15 protein-coding genes are annotated in these 17,629 nt (G+C 74.7%); 8 read left to right on the top strand and 7 right to left on the bottom strand.

Going from position 1 to position 17,629, the window contains the following annotated elements:
* The 3 genes from C8046_RS06785 to C8046_RS06775 form a co-directional block, all read right to left on the bottom strand.
* A complete protein-coding gene (locus C8046_RS06785) occupies positions 1-1,740 on the bottom strand; it encodes an ABC transporter ATP-binding protein (RefSeq protein WP_109228781.1) in 1,740 nt (579 codons plus the stop codon).
* On the bottom strand, positions 1,737-3,464 hold the full coding sequence (locus C8046_RS06780) for an ABC transporter ATP-binding protein (protein ID WP_235866177.1): 1,728 nt from the start codon (positions 3,462-3,464) through the stop codon (positions 1,737-1,739). Before C8046_RS06780 ends, C8046_RS06785 begins: the two co-directional genes overlap by 4 nt.
* Positions 3,465-3,663: 199 nt before the next feature.
* A complete protein-coding gene (locus tag C8046_RS06775; protein ID WP_109228779.1) occupies positions 3,664-4,689 on the bottom strand; it encodes a hypothetical protein in 1,026 nt (341 codons plus the stop codon).
* Between the two features lie 91 nt (positions 4,690-4,780).
* Here C8046_RS06775 and C8046_RS06770 point away from each other — a divergent pair, with 91 nt between their 5' ends.
* The 3 genes from C8046_RS06770 (at position 4,781) to C8046_RS06760 (ending at position 8,013) form a co-directional block, all read left to right on the top strand.
* The gene (locus C8046_RS06770) at positions 4,781-5,170 is read left to right on the top strand and encodes a DUF3817 domain-containing protein (RefSeq protein ID WP_109228778.1); all 390 of its coding nucleotides are present in this window, start codon (positions 4,781-4,783) and stop codon (positions 5,168-5,170) included.
* 57 nt (positions 5,171-5,227) lie between these two features.
* Entirely contained in the window at positions 5,228-6,808 is a 1,581-nt protein-coding gene (guaA, locus tag C8046_RS06765) for a glutamine-hydrolyzing GMP synthase (protein WP_109228777.1), read from the top strand.
* A 62-nt stretch (positions 6,809-6,870) separates the two neighbouring features.
* Positions 6,871-8,013 carry a glycosyltransferase family 4 protein gene (locus C8046_RS06760; protein WP_328587627.1) on the top strand — a complete coding sequence of 381 codons (1,143 nt, stop codon included), beginning with the start codon at positions 6,871-6,873 and terminating at the stop codon, positions 8,011-8,013.
* A gap of 81 nt (positions 8,014-8,094) precedes the next feature.
* Here the strand turns inward: C8046_RS06760 and C8046_RS06755 are convergent, their stop codons facing one another.
* Positions 8,095-8,382 (bottom strand): hypothetical protein, encoded by a 288-nt coding sequence (locus C8046_RS06755; protein WP_109228776.1) that lies wholly within the window; start codon positions 8,380-8,382, stop codon positions 8,095-8,097.
* Positions 8,379-9,953 (bottom strand): PspC domain-containing protein, encoded by a 1,575-nt coding sequence (locus tag C8046_RS06750; protein WP_109228775.1) that lies wholly within the window; start codon positions 9,951-9,953, stop codon positions 8,379-8,381. Before C8046_RS06750 ends, C8046_RS06755 begins: the two co-directional genes overlap by 4 nt.
* A gap of 125 nt (positions 9,954-10,078) precedes the next feature.
* Here C8046_RS06750 and C8046_RS06745 point away from each other — a divergent pair, with 125 nt between their 5' ends.
* From C8046_RS06745 to C8046_RS06725, 5 genes are all read left to right on the top strand, one after another.
* Positions 10,079-11,398 carry an ATP-binding protein gene (locus tag C8046_RS06745; protein ID WP_235866175.1) on the top strand — a complete coding sequence of 440 codons (1,320 nt, stop codon included), beginning with the start codon at positions 10,079-10,081 and terminating at the stop codon, positions 11,396-11,398.
* A gap of 1 nt (position 11,399) precedes the next feature.
* Positions 11,400-12,131: a LuxR C-terminal-related transcriptional regulator gene (locus C8046_RS06740; RefSeq protein ID WP_109228774.1), complete on the top strand. Its 732-nt coding sequence runs from the start codon at positions 11,400-11,402 to the stop codon at positions 12,129-12,131.
* A 71-nt stretch (positions 12,132-12,202) separates the two neighbouring features.
* A complete protein-coding gene (locus tag C8046_RS06735; RefSeq protein WP_109228773.1) occupies positions 12,203-12,544 on the top strand; it encodes a hypothetical protein in 342 nt (113 codons plus the stop codon).
* Between the two features lie 45 nt (positions 12,545-12,589).
* The gene (locus tag C8046_RS06730) at positions 12,590-14,926 is read left to right on the top strand and encodes a polysaccharide pyruvyl transferase family protein (RefSeq protein ID WP_109228772.1); all 2,337 of its coding nucleotides are present in this window, start codon (positions 12,590-12,592) and stop codon (positions 14,924-14,926) included.
* Positions 14,927-14,929: 3 nt separating this feature from the next.
* Complete coding sequence (locus C8046_RS06725; RefSeq protein WP_109228771.1) at positions 14,930-15,418, top strand: DUF456 domain-containing protein; 489 nt, start codon at positions 14,930-14,932, stop codon at positions 15,416-15,418.
* 78 nt (positions 15,419-15,496) lie between these two features.
* On the opposite strand, the gene C8046_RS06720 is transcribed toward C8046_RS06725, so the two are convergent.
* Both C8046_RS06720 and C8046_RS06715 read right to left on the bottom strand, forming a co-directional pair.
* A complete protein-coding gene (locus C8046_RS06720; protein WP_109228770.1) occupies positions 15,497-16,672 on the bottom strand; it encodes an ABC transporter permease in 1,176 nt (391 codons plus the stop codon).
* Positions 16,669-17,607: an ABC transporter ATP-binding protein gene (locus tag C8046_RS06715; RefSeq protein WP_109228769.1), complete on the bottom strand. Its 939-nt coding sequence runs from the start codon at positions 17,605-17,607 to the stop codon at positions 16,669-16,671. The genes C8046_RS06720 and C8046_RS06715 overlap by 4 nt, the downstream gene beginning before the upstream one ends.
* Positions 17,608-17,629 lie beyond the last annotated feature (22 nt).

Genomic DNA, 17,629 nt, shown 5'->3' with positions numbered 1-17,629 from the left:
CTACTCGCTCTGCCAGGAGTGCCAGAGGCTGGCGTACTCCCCGCCCCGGTCCACCAGGTCGGCGTGCGGGCCGATCTCCGTGATCCGTCCGCCGTCGATCACGGCGACCCGGTCGGCGTCGTGCGCCGTGTACAGGCGGTGCGCGATCGCGACGACGGTGCGCCCCTCGAGCACCCCGGCGAGCGAGGCCTCGAGGTCGCGCGCCTGACGCGGGTCGATGAGCGAGGTGGCCTCGTCGAGCACCAGCGTGTGGGGGTCGAGCAGCACGAGCCGAGCCAGCGCCACCTGCTGCGCCTGCGCCGGGCTCAGCTCGAACCCGCCCGACCCGACCTCGGTGGCGAGGCCCTGCGGCAGCGCGCGGGCCCAGCCGAGCGCGTCGACGGCGCCGAGCGCCGCGGCGATCTCGGCGTCGTCCGCCGCGGCCTTGGCCAGCCGCAGGTTGTCCGCGAGCGTCCCCACGAAGACGTGGTGCTCCTGGGTGACGAGCGCGACGTGACCGCGCAGGTCGGTGAGCGGGAGGTCGACGAGCGGGACGCCGCCGACGCGCACCGTGCCGCCCGACGGCGGGTGGACGCCGGCGAGCATGCGGCCGAACGTCGACTTCCCGGCGCCCGACGGGCCCACGATCGCGAGCCGCTCACCGACCGCGAGGTCGAGGTCGATGCCGTGCAGCACGGGGTGACCCTCGCGGTAGGCGTAGGTGACGCCCTCGGCGACGATGTGCTCGTCCGTCGGCTCCTCGCCCGACTCCGTGCGGTCCGGCCTGACCTCGCTGACGCCGAAGATGCGGGCGAGCGAGACGGTGGCGACCTGGATCTCGTCCACCCAGAAGATGAGGTCCCAGACCGGGCCCATCAGCTGGACCGTGTAGAGCGCCACGGTCGTGACGGCGCCGATGGTCACCTCGCCCTGGGCGACCAGCCAGCCGCCCCACAGCAGGACGACCACGCTGGGCAGGCCGAAGGCCATGTCGACGGCCGGGAACAGCACCTGGCGCAGCTTGAGCGTCGCCCACTCGGCCTCGACGGTCTCGACGAGGTCGTCGTCGGTGCGGCGTCGCCGGCGGTGCGCGAGCGCGAGGGCCTCGACCGTGCGGGCCCCCTCGACCGTCTCGGTGAACGTGCCGTTCATGGCCGTGTAGGCGGCGGACTCCCGCAGGTACGCCGTCGTCGCGCGCCGCAGGTACCAGCGCACGGCCGCGAGCAGGATCGGTACGCCGACGACGATCCCGAGCGCCACGATCCAGCTCGTCAGGGCCGCTGCCACGATCGTCAGCAGGATCGTCGTGACGGCCACGAGCACCCGGGGGATGCCGAACCGGACGGTGTGCTGGACGCGATCGATGTCGTTGGTGGTGCGGCCGACGAGGTCGCCGGTGCCGGCCTTCTCCACGGTCGAGAGCGGCAGCGAGGTGATGGTCGCGATGAACTCCTCGCGCAGCTGGGCGAAGATCGTCTCGCCCAGCACCATCGAGGCCTTCTGCGCGTACCGGACCGTGACCGACTGGGCGAGGACGGCCACCACGAGGATGATCACGGCCTGGTCGACGGCGGAGGGGCCGGCGCCGCCCGCGACGTCGTCGACGATGCGGCCCAGGAGGAACGGTCCCGCGAGCCCGGCGGTCGCGGCGACGGCCTGCAGCAGTCCGACCTTGGTGAAGCCGCGCGAGTGCCGGCGCAGCAGGGCGGCGGCGTCGCGCCGCAGCTGGGGCGCCTCGGCGATGGGGAGCGTCGTGCTCATCGGGCACCTCCTGCGGGGGTCGTGGTTCCGGTGGTCGGGGTCGGGGGAGCTGTCGGGGGAGGGGTGCCGGGGGTCTCGGCCGGGGCGTAGTCGTCCACGCTCCGGCTCACGACGCGGCGGTAGGCCATCGCGGCGCGGGCCCTGGCCCCGACGAGGTCGCCGCGGGCGGCGAGCTCGGCGTCGTGCATGAGGTCGTGGTGGGCGCCGCGGGTGGCGACCTTCCCGTCCACGACGAGCACGACCTCGTCGACCCGGTCCAGCACGAGCGGGCTCGCGGTCACGACGACCGTGGTGCGCCCCTCGCGCGCCGGCCTGAGCCGGCTCGCGATGCGTGCCTCGGTGTGGGCGTCGACGGCGGAGGTCGGCTCGATCATGACCAGCACCTCGGCGTCCGTGAGGAGGGCCCGCGCGAGGGAGACGCGCTGCCGCTGCCCGCCCGAGAGCGTGCGGCCCTTCTCCGCCACGGCGCCGTCGAGGCCGCCCGGGAGGGAGTCGAGCACGTCGCCCGCGTCGGCGACCCTGACCGCGGCCTCGATGCGCGACCGGTCCCCGCTGTCGCGGACGTCGAGCTCGGAGGCGAGCACCCCGGTGAAGATGCTGGGCGTGGCCTCGGACACGACGATGCGACGGCGGACCTCCGCCAGGGGGGCGGTGGTCAGCGGGACCCCGCCGTAGGTCGGGCTCGGGAGCTCGGAGGCGTCCTCGAACCGCCCCAGGCGCGTGGCGATGGCCGCCGTCTCGTCCGGGTCCGCCGCGACGAGCGCGACGAGCCGGCCGGGCTCGACGCGCAGCCCGCTCGTGGGGTCGACCAGGTCGGAGGGCTCCGTCGGGAGCGGCGTCGTCGAGGCGGACTCCGACACGGCGGGCGTGGTCCGCAGCACCGTGAGCACCCGGGCCGTGGCGATGCGGGCGCGCGTGAGGATCTGCACACCCTGCGTGGCGTCGTTGAGCGGGGTGGTGAGGAACGCGGCGTAGCCGTAGAACGCCACCAGCTGGCCGGGCTCGATGTCGCCCGCGATCGCCAGCCTGGCGCCGTACCAGAGGACACCGGCCAGGAAGAGCCCGGGCAGCAGCGTCTGCATCATGTCGAGCAGCGACTGCGTGCCCGCGACCCGCACGCCCGCCTCCCGCACGCGCTGCGACTGCGCGCGGTAGCGGGCGGTGAAGGCCTCCTCGCCGCCGATGCCGCGCAGGATCCGCAGGCCCGAGACCGTGTCGGAGCCGAGCACGGTGAGGCGGCCGTTCTGCTCGCGGTGCTCGGACTGGCGTGCCTGCAGGGGCTTGACGATGAGCGCGAGGATGCCGGCGACCACGGGGATGCCCAGCAGCACCGCCAGCCCGAGGGTGGCCGAGGCGTTCAGCAGGATGACGGCGACGGCGACGTAGGCGACGAGGCCACCGAGGAAGCGGCCGACGAACGCGTAGACCTCGCCGATGCGGGGGGAGTCGGAGGCGACCGTGGCCACCACCTCGCCGGTGGCGATCGTGCGCCGCACGGACTCGCCCTTGGTCGCGACCGTGTCGCCCATGAGGTGGATGGTGCCGAGGCACGCGCGCAGCCAGTTGGCGACGTCGACGCGGTGTGCGAGCACACCGCTGAGCGAGCGCAGCACCCACAGGCCGAGCAGCACGCCGCTCCACGTCACGAGCGCGGACATCACGCCGGTGCGGAGGCCGTCGTCGACGGCGCGTCCGAGCACGTAGGGGGCGGCGGCCTGCGTCATCGCGTTGACGATGCCGAGCCCGACACCGGCGACGACGAGACCGCGCTGCTGGCCGGCGCGCCACCACAGGTAGCGCCCGACCCCGGTGGTGGGGCGGGCGAGGTGGCGGGGCGGTGGAGATCGAGCACGTGCTCCAGGGTAGGAGTGCCGGGTGGGCCGACCTAACGGTTTTCGGTCCGGGTGACGCGCATCTCCCGGCTCAGTCCAGCGCGACCATGAGGGTGCCGTCGGCGCTCAGCCACGCGGCGTCGGCGTCGAGGGCGATCTGGCGGTAGGCCTGTGCCACGGCGACCTCCGGATCGGTGACGTCGCCGGTGAGGAACGGCGCCGCGGTGGCCGCGAGCGCGCCGGCGTTGGTGTCGAGCTGGGCGGCGAGCGCGTCGCGCGCCGTCGTGATCCCGCCGCCGGAGGCGTCGCGGATCGCCTGGGCGACCTGCTCGTACAGCGGGACGACGGCGCTCGCGTTCGCCGCGAGGGTGGCGCAGACGTCCGTGAGGGCGTCGGAGGGGCACGACCCGCCGAACAGCTCCGCCCGTCGGCGCTCGGGCTCGGTGTAGGCGGCGTCGACGGAGTCGGCGATCGCGGGCCACGCGGCGCGGTCCCGGGGGAGGCAGCCGACGTCGGCGAGGTCGCACGCCCCGAGCTGGGCCCTCAGACCCTCGATCGCGCCCGCCTGGTCGAGGTTGATCTGCGCCAGCGCGGGGTAGACGGCGCACAGGTCGGCGAGCGCGTCCGCGGCGCCGGCGGCGGCCGTCGCGTAACCGGTCAGCGACTCCGACGACGTCGCCAGGCGGTTCTCGACGGCGTCGTACCCGGCGGCGGCGCGGTCCAGGCCGGCCGGGGCCTCGGGGGCGTCCGGCGGATCGGCCGCGGCGGTGGCGGCGCTCGCGACCCGGTCGCACTCCGCGGTGACGGCCGCGATGCCCTCGGCCGTCTCGGTGGCGGCGCCGGACACGAGCGGGCCGAGGCGGACCGTCGGCTCCGGGACGACCGCCAGGGCGTCGAGCTGCCAGGCGTCGACCTCCTCGGTCCACTCCGCGACCTGCGCGGCCTGGAGCGTGAGGGCGGTCGAGCGCTGGTGCAGGAGCAGCGCCGCGACGCCGAGCAGCACCACGACGACGCCGACGGCGGTGCCCCGGACGAGGAGGCGGCGGGACCGGCGGGGCCCGCCCGGGGAGTCGGGGGTGCTCGCGGCCGGCCGGCGCGTCTCGTCGGACGAGGACATGCGCCCATGCTGCCAGGAGCCGGGCGGCCGGCTTTCGACCGCCCCGCCGGTGCGGGAGGATGGGGGCACCGCCCTCGGAAGGAAGCAGTCCATGAGCCAGCCCGCCCCGTCCTCGCCCACCGCCGTCCCCGAGGCCGCCGGGAGCGCCCTGGCGAAGGACGCCGAGCGCACGCGCAAGCCGTTCGCCCGCTACCGCGTGATGGCGTTCGTCACCGGCGTGATGCTGCTCGTGCTGTGCGTGGAGATGGTGCTGAAGTACGTCCTCCAGGTCGCCTGGGTCGACTCCGCGCTGGGCTGGGTGCCGTTCGTGCACGGCTGGATCTACGTGGTCTACATCGTCACGGCCTTCGACGTCTGGTCGAAGGCGCGCTGGGGTCTCGGCCGCCTCGTCGTGATGGTCCTCGGCGGCGTCGTGCCGGTGCTGTCGTTCGTGGTCGAGGCCAGGGCCTCGCGCTGGCCGGTGGCGTCGCGGCGGGTCTGACCGCGCGGCGCCGGACACCGCCCGGCGCCCCCGACCGGAGCACCTATCCTTGGGGGCGTGACGCAGACCCCCACCGCCGCGCCCCGCCCCGTTCTCGTCGTCGACTTCGGCGCGCAGTACGCGCAGCTGATCGCCCGCCGGGTCCGTGAGGCCCGGGTCTACTCCGAGATCGTCCCGCACACCTTCACGGCCGAGCAGATGCTCGCCAAGGACCCGGTCGCGATCATCCTCTCGGGCGGACCCTCGTCCGTGTACGAGGAGGGCGCCCCGTTCGTGGACCCGGCGATCTTCACCGCCGGGGTCCCGGTGCTCGGCATCTGCTACGGCTTCCAGGCGATGGCCGCGGCCCTCGGCGGCGAGGTCGCCCGGACCGGTCTGCGCGAGTACGGCGGCACGGCGATCGACGTCTGCGAGTCCGGCGTGCTCCTGGCCGGCTCGCCCGAGGCCCAGAAGGCCTGGATGAGCCACGGCGACTCGGTCAAGACCGCCCCCGACGGCTTCACCGTGCTCGCGACGTCGCTCGGCGCGCCCGTGGCGGCGTTCGAGGACGCCGGGCGCCGGTTGTTCGGTGTCCAGTGGCACCCCGAGGTCAAGCACTCCGAGCACGGTCAGGCGGTGCTCGAGCGGTTCCTGTACGACGGCGCGGGGCTCGCCCCCGACTGGACGCCCGGCAACGTCATCGCCGACCAGGTGGCCGCGATCCGCGAGCAGGTGGGTGACGCCCGCGTCATCTGCGGTCTCTCGGGCGGTGTCGACTCCTCGGTCGCCGCGGCGCTCGTGCAGAAGGCGGTCGGCGACCAGCTCACGTGCGTGTTCGTCGACCACGGTCTGCTGCGCAGCGGCGAGGCCGAGCAGGTCGAGCAGGAGTTCGTCGCCTCGACCGGCGTCAACCTCGTCGTCGTCGACGCGCAGGAGCGCTTCCTCGAGGCGCTCGCGGGCGTGAGCGACCCGGAGACCAAGCGCAAGATCATCGGCCGCGAGTTCATCCGCGTCTTCGAGCAGGCGGCGCGCGACGTCGTGGCCGCCGCCGGCGCGCACGACGAGGAGGTCAAGTTCCTCGTCCAGGGCACCCTCTACCCCGACGTCGTGGAGTCGGGCGGCGGCGAGGGCGCGGCCAACATCAAGAGCCACCACAACGTCGGCGGCCTGCCCGACGACCTCGCGTTCGACCTCGTCGAGCCGCTCCGCACGCTGTTCAAGGACGAGGTGCGCGCCGTCGGCCTCGAGCTCGGCGTGCCCGAGGGCATCGTCTGGCGCCAGCCGTTCCCCGGCCCCGGCCTGGGCATCCGCATCGTCGGCGAGGTCACCAAGGACCGTCTCGACACGCTCCGCGAGGCCGACCTCATCGCCCGCGACGAGCTGACGAAGGCCGGGCTCGACCGCGACATCTGGCAGTGCCCCGTCGTGCTTCTCGCCGACGTCCGCTCGGTCGGCGTCCAGGGCGACGGCCGCACCTACGGCCACCCGATCGTGCTGCGCCCCGTGTCCTCCGAGGACGCGATGACGGCCGACTGGACCCGCGTGCCCTACGACGTGCTCGCCGCGATCTCCACGCGCATCACCAACGAGGTGAAGGACGTCAACCGCGTGGTCCTCGACGTCACGAGCAAGCCGCCGGGCACCATCGAGTGGGAGTGAGCACCGGGTGGGCCTGAGGTCGGCGGGGGACGGCGCGCCGTGAGGATCGTCCACGTCTCCGACTGCTTCGCGCCCCGCGTCGGGGGATCGAGACCCAGGTCGGCGACCTCGCCGCGCACCAGGTCGCGGCCGGCCACGAGGTCCACGTCCTGACCGCCACCGCGGCCGACCCCCGCGACGGCGGCGACGCGCGCTCGCGCCACGCCTCCGTCACGACGACGGCGGACGGCGTCCGGGTGCACCGCCTCGCCTCGCGGCTCGTCGGGGGGCTCCCCGTGCACCCGCGCGGCTCCGCCCTGATCGCCCGGCGGCTGCGCGCCCTGGCCCCCGACGTCGTGCACGTCCAGGCCGGCGTCCTCTCGCCGTTCGCCTTCCAGGGGGCGCGCGCGGCGCGGGCCGCGAACCTGCCGCTCGCGATCACGTGGCACTGCATGCTCGACGGCGTCGAGCGGCCGCTGCGCGCCGGCGCCCGCGTCCTCGGGTGGGACGGCGAGAGCGCCGCGCTGTCCGCCGTCAGCGACGTCGCCGCGCGCCGGGTCGCGAGCGCGTTCCCCGTCGAGGGCGGGCCGGCCGACGTCGGGGTGCTGCCCAACGGGCTCGACGTCGCGGCGTGGGCCCCGACCGGCCCGCCGCGGGGGGCCGACGGCGTGCTGCGGCTGGTCGCCACGCAGCGGGTCGCCCCGCGCAAGCGCACCCGGACGCTCGTGCAGACGCTCGCCGGCGCCCGCGCCGTGCTGGGAGCCGGGCGCGTCGAGCTGACGATCGCCGGCGACGGGCCCGACGCGGCCGCCGTCCGGCGCGAGGCCGAGCGCCTCGGGGTGGCCGACGCGGTGCACCTGCTGGGGCGGGTGCCGCGTGCGCAGCTCCCTGCGCTGTACGCGAGGCACGACGTCTTCGTCTCGCCGGCGCGGTTGGAGGCGTTCGGGATCGCAGCCCTCGAGGCCCGCGCGTCGGGGCTGCCCGTGGTGGCGCTGGACGGCACGGGCATCACGTCGTTCGTCACGGACGAGGTGGACGGCCTGCTCGCCGTCGACGACGCCGCCCTGATCTCCGCCGTCGTGCGCCTGGCCCAGGACGCCGCGCTGCGCGGGGCGATCGCGGACCACAACCGCACCGTGCCGCCGGCCGCCGACTGGAGCGACGTGCTCGCGGCCGCCGAGCGCGAGTACGCCCGCGCCCGCCGCCTGGTCCGCTTCGTCCCCTGACTCTCCTCTCCCGGGGAGGTGTGCCCGGGACGCGACGACGCCCGCCCACCCCCAGGGGTGAGCGGGCGATCCGCCGGGCGATCAGTCCCTGGAGCGGCCCCGGTGGCGGGCGGAGCTCACCAGCGCCGTCACCAGCAGGAGCGCACCGGCGACGGCGAGCCCCACGATCGCGGTCAGCTCGAGGTCGAGCGCGACGTCGGTCGCCGCGACGATCGCGACGATCCCGGCGCCGATCACGATGAGCCCCCACACCACGGTGCCCGGCCGGGGACCGTGAGCGATCTCGCGGGGCGGCTCCGGCGTCGCCGTGGGCGGCGCACCGGGGCCGAACGGGTCGGACGAGGCGGGCGGGGTGGGCGTGGCGCTCATGAGGTGGCCTCCGTGATCGTGATGTCGCCGGCGCCGACCGAGATGTCGAGCACGAGCTGCGGCTCGGCGCCGTCGGTGACGCTGTCGGTGGAGTAGGTCAGGGGTTGGGTCAGCCGCCCGGAGGCGGTCTCGTCCTGGCCGTCGACGGTCCAGCTCACCTCGCCGGCGAAGATGTCGATGTCCGCGCGGACGTCGGCGCCCGCGGGCACCACGATCTCGATCTGGCCCGCGTTGACGCTGACCGGGACGGTCAGCGTCTCGGCCGTCAGCGGGACCTGCGTGAGGTCGACGGTCGCGTTCCCGGCCCCGATGGAGACGGCCGCGGCGGCCTCCTCGCGCGAGGTGGGGGTGATGTCGACCTCGCCCACCAGCTGCGTGGCCTCCCAGTCCCAGTCCCAGCCCTGCGAGTTCGAGACGGCGGAGGACGCCGCCAGCATCCCCACGATCGCGAACAGGGTCAGCACGCCGCTGCGCCGGCCGCGGAGCCCGGTGACGACGATCGCGGAACCGATGAGGGCCACCAGGATGCCGAGGGTCAGGCCCCAACCGATGCCGCCGACGGCGCCCGTGCGGTTGGCGAGCAGGAGCGCGGCCACGGTGAGGATCGCGAGGGCGGCGACGACGGCGATCATCGCCGTTCCCGGGCCCCGCACGATCGGAGGCTTGGGGCGGGCGGGTGCGCTCGCGCCGGTGGCGCCGGTGGCGTAGGCCGGCGTGGTGGAGCCGGCGGCGCCGGAACCCGTCAGCGGGGGGAGCGGCTCGAGCGGCGGCAGGCTGCCGCTGCGGTGCACCGTCCCCTCCGACCCGACCTCCGGGTAGGGGGTGGTGAGGTCCTGGACGGTCGGGGCGGGCGACGTCGACGCCGTCGACGCCGAGCCCCACAGCGGGCCGGCGGGGCCGGGGTGCGTCCCGGGCGGCGGCGGGGCCGGGGTCGTCGTCGCACCGGAGGAGGAGCTGGAGGTGCGCTGACCCGGTCCCCCCGCCCAGCCCCTGCCCGACCTGCGCTGCCGCAGGTAGTAGACGACCAGCGCCGCGATCACGAGCCAGCCGACGCCCTTGAGGCCGTCCCAGACGCCGCCGTCGGCCCAGGGGGCCCCGATCCAGCTGGCCGGGCCGATCCCCGCGACGACGAGAAGCACGATGCCGACCATCGCGGAGTCCCCGTGGCCGCGCAGCGCCTGCTCGGCGTGGATGCGGCCGTCGGGCTCGGGCAGGAGGGCCCAGGCGACGCCGTAGAGCAGGAAGCCGATGCCGCCGAGCAGCAGCGAGGCGGCGAACAGGCCGCGCACCACCAGCGGGTCGAGGTTGAAGCGCGCGGCGACGCCGCCGGCGACGCCGCCGATCCAGCGCTCGGAGCTGCGGGTCACGCCCAGGTCGCGCAGCCAGGCCCAGAAGGCCGGGGCGCCCGACGGCCGGGGGGATCCGGACGGGCTGTACGGACCGGGCGTGCCGTACGGGTTCGGCGACCCGGTCGGTCCGCCCGGGCTCGACGAGCCGGAGGAGTACGGCTGCGACGCGCCGGCGTTCTCACCGGACGGCGGACCCGGCTGGCTCTCGTGTGGTGTGGACATGGCTCCAGCCTGGCCCTCGAGACACGCCGGCAGCCATCAGGGAGCCCCCTGATTCCCGCCCGTCGCGACCCTGATCTTCGCCCCGGGCGCTCCCCGAGGCAGGAGCGGCGTGCCACGATCGGGGGGTGACGACCTCGGCGCCGCAGGGCCAGACGCAGCCGGGCGTGCCCGCTCCCGCGGCGCGCCCCCGCTTCGTGCGCCCGGTGCGCGGCCGCTGGGTGGCCGGCGTCGCCTCGGGGCTCGCCACGCACCTCGGCGTCGATCCCCGCATCGTGCGGACGGCGTTCGTCGTCGCGACGCTGCTCGGCGGCGTGGGAGCGCTCGCGTACCTCTTCTGGTGGGTCACCGTGCCGCCCGGGGTGCCCGGGCGTGAGCCGGCCGCCCCCGCCTGGTCCCGCCTCGCCCGACCGCTCACCACGCACGGCGACGGCGGACCGCACCGGGGCGTGAAGGTGAGCGACGTCGTCGTCGCCCTCGGCCTCCTCGCGGTGGCCGCGCTGCTGCTCGCCTCCCGCCTGGGGGAGCGCCCGACCCAGAGCTGGGTGGTGCCGACCCTGCTGCTCCTCGCGGGAGCCGCGCTGACGTGGAGCGAGCTCGACGCCCGACGCCCCGGGTCGGGCGGCGCGAACGGCGCGAGCGGCACCGCCTCGAACGGCCGCGTGCGCATCATCCGGCTCGCGGGCGGCATCGCCATCACCGCGATCGGCGTCTTCCTCCTGGTCGGCCAGCGCGCCGAGCCCGTCGTGATGGTGCAGTCGGCGCTGGCCGCCGTCGCCGTGCTCGCGGGCGTCGCGCTCGTGCTGGCGCCGTGGTGGCTGCGGCTGGTGCGGGAGCTGGGCGACGCCCGCGCCGAGCGCGAGCGCGAGTCCGAGCGCGCCGACATCGCCGCCCACCTGCACGACTCCGTGCTCCAGACGCTCGCCCTCATCCGCACCCGCTCCACCGAGCCCGAGGTGGTGCGCCTGGCCCGCGCGCAGGAGCGTGATCTGCGGTCCTGGCTGTACGACGACCGGGTTCTCGCGGCGACGTCCTTCGCCGTCCAGGTCAAGGAGGTGGTCGCCGAGATCGAGGACACGCGCACCCACTCGGACGGCACGGCGCCCCAGATCGAGACCGTCGTCGTGGGCGACGTCGTCCCGAGCGAGGAGACCCACGCCGTCCTGGCCGCCACCCGCGAGGCGCTGCTGAACGCGATCGCGCACGGCCGGCCGCCGGTCTCGGTGTACCTGGAGGCGTCCGAGAACGAGGTCGAGGTGTTCGTGCGCGACCACGGCGACGGCTTCGACCTCGACGACGTCTCGCCCGACCGGTTCGGGGTCCGCGAGTCGATCCTCGGTCGGGTCAGGCGCCGCGGCGGCCAGGCGAGCGTGCGCGAGGTGCCCGACGGCGGCACCGAGGTCCGGATCTACCTGCCCCGGTCGTCCCGGGGCGAGGGCGAGGAGTGAGATGACGCAGGCAGCAGGTCTTCCGAGCACGAGCACGACCCCCGGGCCCGACGGCGCGGCCGCCGGTGACGGCCGGGTGAGGGTGGTGCTGGTCGACGACCACGACATGTTCCGCACCGGGGTGCGGGCGTCGCTGGACGAGCGGATCGAGATCGTCGGCGAGGCCGCCGACGTGCCCAGCGCGATCGAGGTCGTCCGACGCACCCGGCCCGCCGTCGTGCTCCTGGACGTCCACCTGCCCGGCGGCAGCGGGGGCGGGGGCGCTGAGGTGGCGCGGCAGTGCGCCGACCTGGCGCCCGGCGTCCGGTTCCTCGCGCTCTCGGTGAGCGACGCCGCCGAGGACGTCGTCGGCGTCATCCGCGCCGGGGCGCGCGGGTACGTCACCAAGTCGATCAGCCCGACGGCGCTGTGCGACGCCGTCGTGCGCGTGGCCGGCGGCGACGCCGTGTTCTCGCCGCGCCTGGCGGGCTTCGTGCTGGACGCGTTCGGCGCCGTGGGGGGAGCGGGCGCGGCCGAGCAGGCGGCCGGCGACGACGAGCTCGACCGCCTCACGGCGCGCGAGCGCGAGGTCATGCGCCTCATCGCGCGGGGCCGGTCCTACCGCGAGGTCGCGGGCGAGCTGTTCATCTCGGTCAAGACGGTCGAGACGCACGTCTCGGCGGTGCTGCGCAAGCTGCAGCTGTCCTCGCGGCACGAGCTCACGCGGTGGGCGGCGGCACGTCGGCTGCTCTGAGGGACCGGTGGCCTCGGGGAGCTGGTCCGACGATGTGCGAGCGGGCATCCACCTGACGTAGTGTCAGAAACGTGAGCGTCCTCGTCGGAGTCCTTCTCGCCCTGCACCTGATCGGCTGGGCCGTTGCCCTCGGTGGCCTCGTGGCCACCATGAAGAAGCCGACGATCCTCGCCGGGGTGCTGCACGGTCTCTACCTGGCGCTCGTGACCGGGCTCGCGATCACGGGTGTCGCCGGCGCCCAGGACTGGGACCTGAACTACGTGAAGATCGGCGTCAAGCTGGTCGTGGCGCTCGCCGTCGTCGCCCTCGCGATCGTCGGGAAGAACCGTCCCGAGAAGGTGACCACGGGCTACCTCGGCGGGACCGCCGGCCTGATCGTCGTGAACGTCTTCCTCGCGGTGCTCTGGAAGTAGCAACCGGCAGGACTGCGCCCGGTCAAGGATTGGTAGCCTGGGGGCATGCGCGTCGCGGTGGTCGGAGACATCGGGCAGCACGCGTACCACGTGGGTGACGAGGCCATGACCCACGCCGTGGCGCACGCGCTCACGGCTCGCGGCCACACCCCGGTCCTCCTCACGCGCGACCTCGCGGACTCGCGGGCGCGTTTCGGCGGCGAGGTCGACGTGGCCGGCACCCTCGTCTTCCCGTGGCCGCCCGTCGACCGCGAGCGCTACCTGGGCGAGATCCAGGACGTGCTGGCCGGGAATCCCCGGGCGCTCCCCGCCGACGACCAGATCCACGCGTTCGTCGAGGCGGTCCGCTCGTGCGACGCCCTCGTCGTCGCCGGCGGCGGGAACCTCAACTCGCGCTACGGCTGGCTCCTGCACGAGCGCGCCGCGGCCCTCGCCGTCGCCCACCACCTCGGCCTGCCGACCTACGTCACGGGCCAGACGATCGGTCCGGCGCTCACCCGCCGGGACGCCGCCACGCTCCGCGAGGCGTTCGCGAACACGCTGGGGGTGGCGGCCCGCGAGGAGCCCACCCGCCGGCTGGCCGCGGCCCTGACGGCACCGGAGCGCGTCGCGAGAGTTCTGGACGACGCGTCGTTCCTGTCGCTCGTGCCGCTGCCCGACGCCGCCCCCGGGGTCCCCGGCGAGGCTGCGGACCACGCCTCCTCCGACGGTGCGATCGTCGTCACGGTCGCGCACGGCAGCCTCGGCATCGACGACGCCGCGCTGCCGGAGCTGGCCGCGGCGATCGACGCGCTGGCGACGTCGACCGGTGCCCCCGTCCACCTGGTGCCGCACATGGTGGTCCCGGGCGAGCGCCACATCGACCTCGAGATCCACGACGCCCTGGCCGACTCGCTCACGGTGCCCGCCGTGGTGCTCGACGTCGAGCACGCTCTCGTGTCCGCCCGCCGGGCCCGTGAGGCCGCGATCGTCATCACCTCGCGCTACCACCCCGCCGTCTTCGCGTTGGAGGGTGCCGTGCCGGTGCTCGGCCTCGCAGCGGACGCGTACACCTCGGTCCGGCTCGTGGGTGCGCTCGACAACTGGGGAGTCGGTGAGGAGTCCGTCCTGCTCGTCGACGACGTCGCGGGCACCCCCGGCCTCCTGACCCGCCGGCTGCTCGCGCTCTGGGAGGGACGCGATGCCGTCGCCGACGGCCTGCGCGCCGCCCGGCCCGCCCTGGCGGCGGCGGCCGACGAGTTCTGGGACGTCGTGGTGGCCGCGCTCGGGTCCGCCACGTCGCCGTCGCCCGCCCCGTCGCTGCCCACGGTGCCGCGGATCCCGGTGCCGGGTGCCCCGGCGCCGCACGCGACGCCCGCCGACGGCGACGCCCCCGCGGCGCCCGTCGTCAGCGTGGTGGTCCGCACGAAGGACCGCCCGCACATGCTCGGGCGGGCGCTGGACGACATCGCCGCCCAGACGTTCCCCTCGCTCGAGGTCGTGGTGGTCAACGACGCCGGTGACCGGGACGCCGTGGACGAGGTCGTCGCGGCCACCGTCGGCCTCGCCGGACGGGTCCGCGTGCTGCACCGCGAGGTCTCCACCGGGATGGAGGCGGCCTCCAACGCCGGCATCGCGCTCGCGCACGGCGAGCTCGTGTCCATCCACGACGACGACGACACCTGGGACCCGCAGTTCCTCGCCCGCACCGTCGCGCACCTGCATCGGCACCCGGAGCAGCGAGCCGTCGCGGCCCGGACCGAGATCGTCTGGGAGCGCATCGATCCCGACACAGGCCTCGCCGTCGAGGAGAGCCGGGAGGTGTTCGAGCCGCGGGTCCGCATCGTGACCGTCTCCGACCTCCTGCGCTACAACCGCATGGTTCCGATCAGCCTGCTGCTGCGCCGCTCCGTGCTCGAGGAGATCGGTAGCTTCGACGAGTCGTTCGGGGTCGTCGGGGACTGGGAGTTCAACCTCCGGCTCGCCGCGCTCGGTCCCGTGACCGTGCTGCCCGGACCGCCGCTCGCGTTCTGGCACCAGCGCCGGGCGAGCACCGGCGTGCTCGGCAACAGCGTCATCGTCGCGGCCGACGAGCACCTCGACGTCGACCTGCGGCTGCGCGACGAGCGGCTGCGCCGCCGCATCGCCGAGAAGGGTGACGGCGACCTGCTCTACCTCACGCGCTTCATGCACGAGCGCCACGAGGAGCTGGCGGGCCACCTCCTCGGCATGGAGCGACGCCTGACGGAGGTCGTCGAGCAGAACGCCGCCCTCGAGGAGCGTCTCGGCCGAGCCGTGGAGGCGATCGAGGTCGCGACCCGCGACGCCGGGTTCGTCGGCCTCGCCCGTCGCAAGTACTGGAGCGCGCGCACCTCGCTGCGCGACCGGCGGAACCGACGCTAGGCCGTGCCGCTCTGGGGGGAGGTGCTGGTCGGCCTCGCCGTGCTCGTCGGCCTGGTCGGCGTCGTCGTGCAGGTGCTGCCCGGCGCCCTCCTGGTGGGCGGCGCCGTTCTTGTCTGGGGCCTGCTGGAGCGGGGAGCGGTCGGGTGGACGGTCGCCGCGCTCGCCGTTCTGCTCACGGCCGCGGGCCAGCTCGTGAAGTACCTGCTGGCGGGGCGCTACCTCAAACGCGGCGGGGTGCCCACCGCCGCGATGGTGTGGGGCGGCCTCCTCGGCATCGTCGGGTTCTTCGTCATCCCGGTGGTGGGGGTCTTCATCGGCTTCCCGCTGGGGGTCTACCTCGCCGAGCGCGTCCGGCTCGAGCAGCACGACGGCGCGTGGCGCTCGACGGTGCTCTCGCTCAAGGCCACGGGCCTGACGATCGTCATCGAGCTCCTGGCCGCCCTGCTGGTCACGGTCGCCTGGATCGCCGGGCTGCTCCTCACCCGCGGCTGACGCGGCGCCGTCCCGCCCCGACGCGGCGAACCCCGCCCGGACCAGGGTCCGGACGGGGTTCGACGGCGAGGGCCGGGCTCAGCTCCCGCGCAGCGCCTCGCGCAGCGGGACCCGCGAGCCCATCCGCAGCAGCGAGTTCGTGTAGATCTTGCTGGCCAGCACCATGACCAGCGCCGTCGTCGCCGCCAGGATGCCGAGCGCGAGCAGCGGCTCCCACCAGGTGGCCTCGCCGAAGAACAGTCGCACCGGCATCGCGACCGGGGCGCTGAACGGGACGTAGGACAGCACGGTCATCACCGTGGCGTTGTCGGCGAAGAAGATGACGCCGAAGTACGGGACCATCAGGACCGTCATCGCCGGCATCATGACGGCACCGGTGTCCTCCTGCCGCGAGACCAGCGAGGCGCCGGCCGCGAACATCGAGGCGACGAGCACGAACCCGACGAGGAAGAACACGACGAACCAGATCAGCGGCGCGCTCAGGACGTCGAGCAGCGCGGTCTGACCCGTGATCGCGAGACCGAGGGCAGCCGTCGCGGCAGTCAGGGCCGCCGTCGCGACGCCGATCACGCTGTTGCCGAGGATCTTGCCGGCCAGCAGGGCCTTCGCCGGGACGGCCGCGAGCAGGATCTCCACGACCCGCGACTGCTTCTCCTGGACCGTGTTCTGCATGATCACGGCGCCGGAGCCCAGCGCGGCCATCATGAACACGAGACCGAACGCGAGCGGGATCAGCGACCGCAGGGCGGAGGACGTGGGCTGCGGTTCGAGGAGCTCCACCTCGGGGCTCACCGACAGCTGGGAGACGACGGCGCCGGGCGCCTCCTCGAGGGCGAGGACCGTGAAGCCCAGGGGAGCGGCGCGGTCGGGGATCAGCGCGGCCTCGACGTCGCCCGAGCGGACGAGCTCCTCGGCGGCGGCGCGGTCGGCGACCGAGACCCCCTCGAGGGTGTCGATGCCGGCGACGGCGTCCTGCGTCTGGCTCACGACGGCGACCCGCGTCGCCTCCTCGCCCCCGGAGGCGAGCCGGTCGCCGATCAGGTTGGCCCCGACGATGCCGCCGAGGATCAGCAGCAGCGTCACGAGGTTGGAGATGATGAACGACTTCGTGCGGACCTGCGTGCTGATCTCGCGCTCGGCCACCAGCAGGCTGGCGCGGCCGAACGACAGGCGGCTCCCGCGCGGCCCCGACGTGCTGCCGGGGGCGGTGCCGGGGTTCGTGCCGGTGGTGGCCGGCGTGGTCTGCGTGCTCATGCCGCTGCCTCCTTGCTGCTCGCGAGCTCGGGCTCGCCGTCGTTGCGGGGGACGTCCACGACGATGTCGCGGAAGATCTCGCCCAGGGTGGGACGCACCGGGCGGAAGGAGCTGACGTCGCCGCGGCCGACGGCGTCGCGCAGCACCTGCTGGGCCACGGACTCCGAGGCGCGGAACACCGTGGTGTCGCCGGCGAGCTCCTCGACGTCGACGCCTCCCACGGACCGGACCCAGCCGGCGTCGGTGCGGGCCACGAGCTCCCAGCGGTCGCCGCTGTGGGCGGCGCGCAGCTCCTCGCGGCTGCCGGTGGCCCGGATCTGGCCGCCGGCGATGATCACGAGGTCGTCGCACAGCCGCTCGACGACCTCGAGCTGGTGGGAGGAGAACAGGACGGGGATGCCGCGGGCGGCGTGCTCGCCGATCACGGCGACGACCTCGTCCACGGCGAGCGGGTCGAGGCCGGAGAACGGCTCGTCCATGATCAGCACGTCGGGCTCGTGCACGAGCGCGGCGGCGACCTGGACGCGCTGCTGGTTGCCGAGCGAGAGGGTCTCGAGCTTGTCCGAGCGGCGCTCGCCGAGGCCGAGGCGCTCCAGCAGGGCGTCGGACCGCTTGGTGGCGCCGGCCTTGTCGATGCCGTGCAGCCGGGCGAGGTAGGTCAGCTGCTCGGCGATCTCCATCTTGGGGTAGAGGCCGCGCTCCTCCGGCATGTAGCCGAAGCCGCGCAGCGCGTCACCGTCGACAGCGCGGCCGTCGAGGGTGACCTCGCCCGACCCCGCCGACAGGACCCCGAGGATGATGCGCATGGTGGTGGTCTTGCCGGCGCCGTTCCCGCCCACGAATCCCGTGAGTCGGCCGCGCGCGACGTCGAAGGTCACGTCCTGCAGCACCTGGTGGCTGCCGAACGACTTGTTCACTCCGCGAAGGCTGATCATCGCCGTTCCTTCCGCTCGTCCA

Source organism: Serinibacter arcticus, from assembly GCF_003121705.1.
In the GTDB taxonomy this organism is placed as follows: domain Bacteria; phylum Actinomycetota; class Actinomycetes; order Actinomycetales; family Beutenbergiaceae; genus Litorihabitans.
This window is presented reverse-complemented; position numbering and strand designations above follow the sequence as displayed.

What these genes read in the sequence shown, in the direction of transcription:
- C8046_RS06755 (WP_109228776.1), bottom strand. Translation starts at nt 8,382, where the DNA reads ATGAGCGCCACGCCCACCCCGCCCGCCTCGTCCGACCCGTTCGGCCCC.
- C8046_RS06750 (WP_109228775.1), bottom strand. Translation starts at nt 9,953, where the DNA reads ATGTCCACACCACACGAGAGCCAGCCGGGTCCGCCGTCCGGTGAGAAC.
- C8046_RS06720 (WP_109228770.1), bottom strand. Translation starts at nt 16,672, where the DNA reads ATGAGCACGCAGACCACGCCGGCCACCACCGGCACGAACCCCGGCACC.
- C8046_RS06780 (WP_235866177.1), bottom strand. Translation starts at nt 3,464, where the DNA reads ATGACGCAGGCCGCCGCCCCCTACGTGCTCGGACGCGCCGTCGACGAC.
- C8046_RS06770 (WP_109228778.1), top strand. Translation starts at nt 4,781, where the DNA reads ATGAGCCAGCCCGCCCCGTCCTCGCCCACCGCCGTCCCCGAGGCCGCC.
- C8046_RS06740 (WP_109228774.1), top strand. Translation starts at nt 11,400, where the DNA reads ATGACGCAGGCAGCAGGTCTTCCGAGCACGAGCACGACCCCCGGGCCC.
- C8046_RS06775 (WP_109228779.1), bottom strand. Translation starts at nt 4,689, where the DNA reads ATGTCCTCGTCCGACGAGACGCGCCGGCCGGCCGCGAGCACCCCCGAC.
- C8046_RS06715 (WP_109228769.1), bottom strand. Translation starts at nt 17,607, where the DNA reads ATGATCAGCCTTCGCGGAGTGAACAAGTCGTTCGGCAGCCACCAGGTG.
- C8046_RS06730 (WP_109228772.1), top strand. Translation starts at nt 12,590, where the DNA reads ATGCGCGTCGCGGTGGTCGGAGACATCGGGCAGCACGCGTACCACGTG.
- C8046_RS06785 (WP_109228781.1), bottom strand. Translation starts at nt 1,740, where the DNA reads ATGAGCACGACGCTCCCCATCGCCGAGGCGCCCCAGCTGCGGCGCGAC.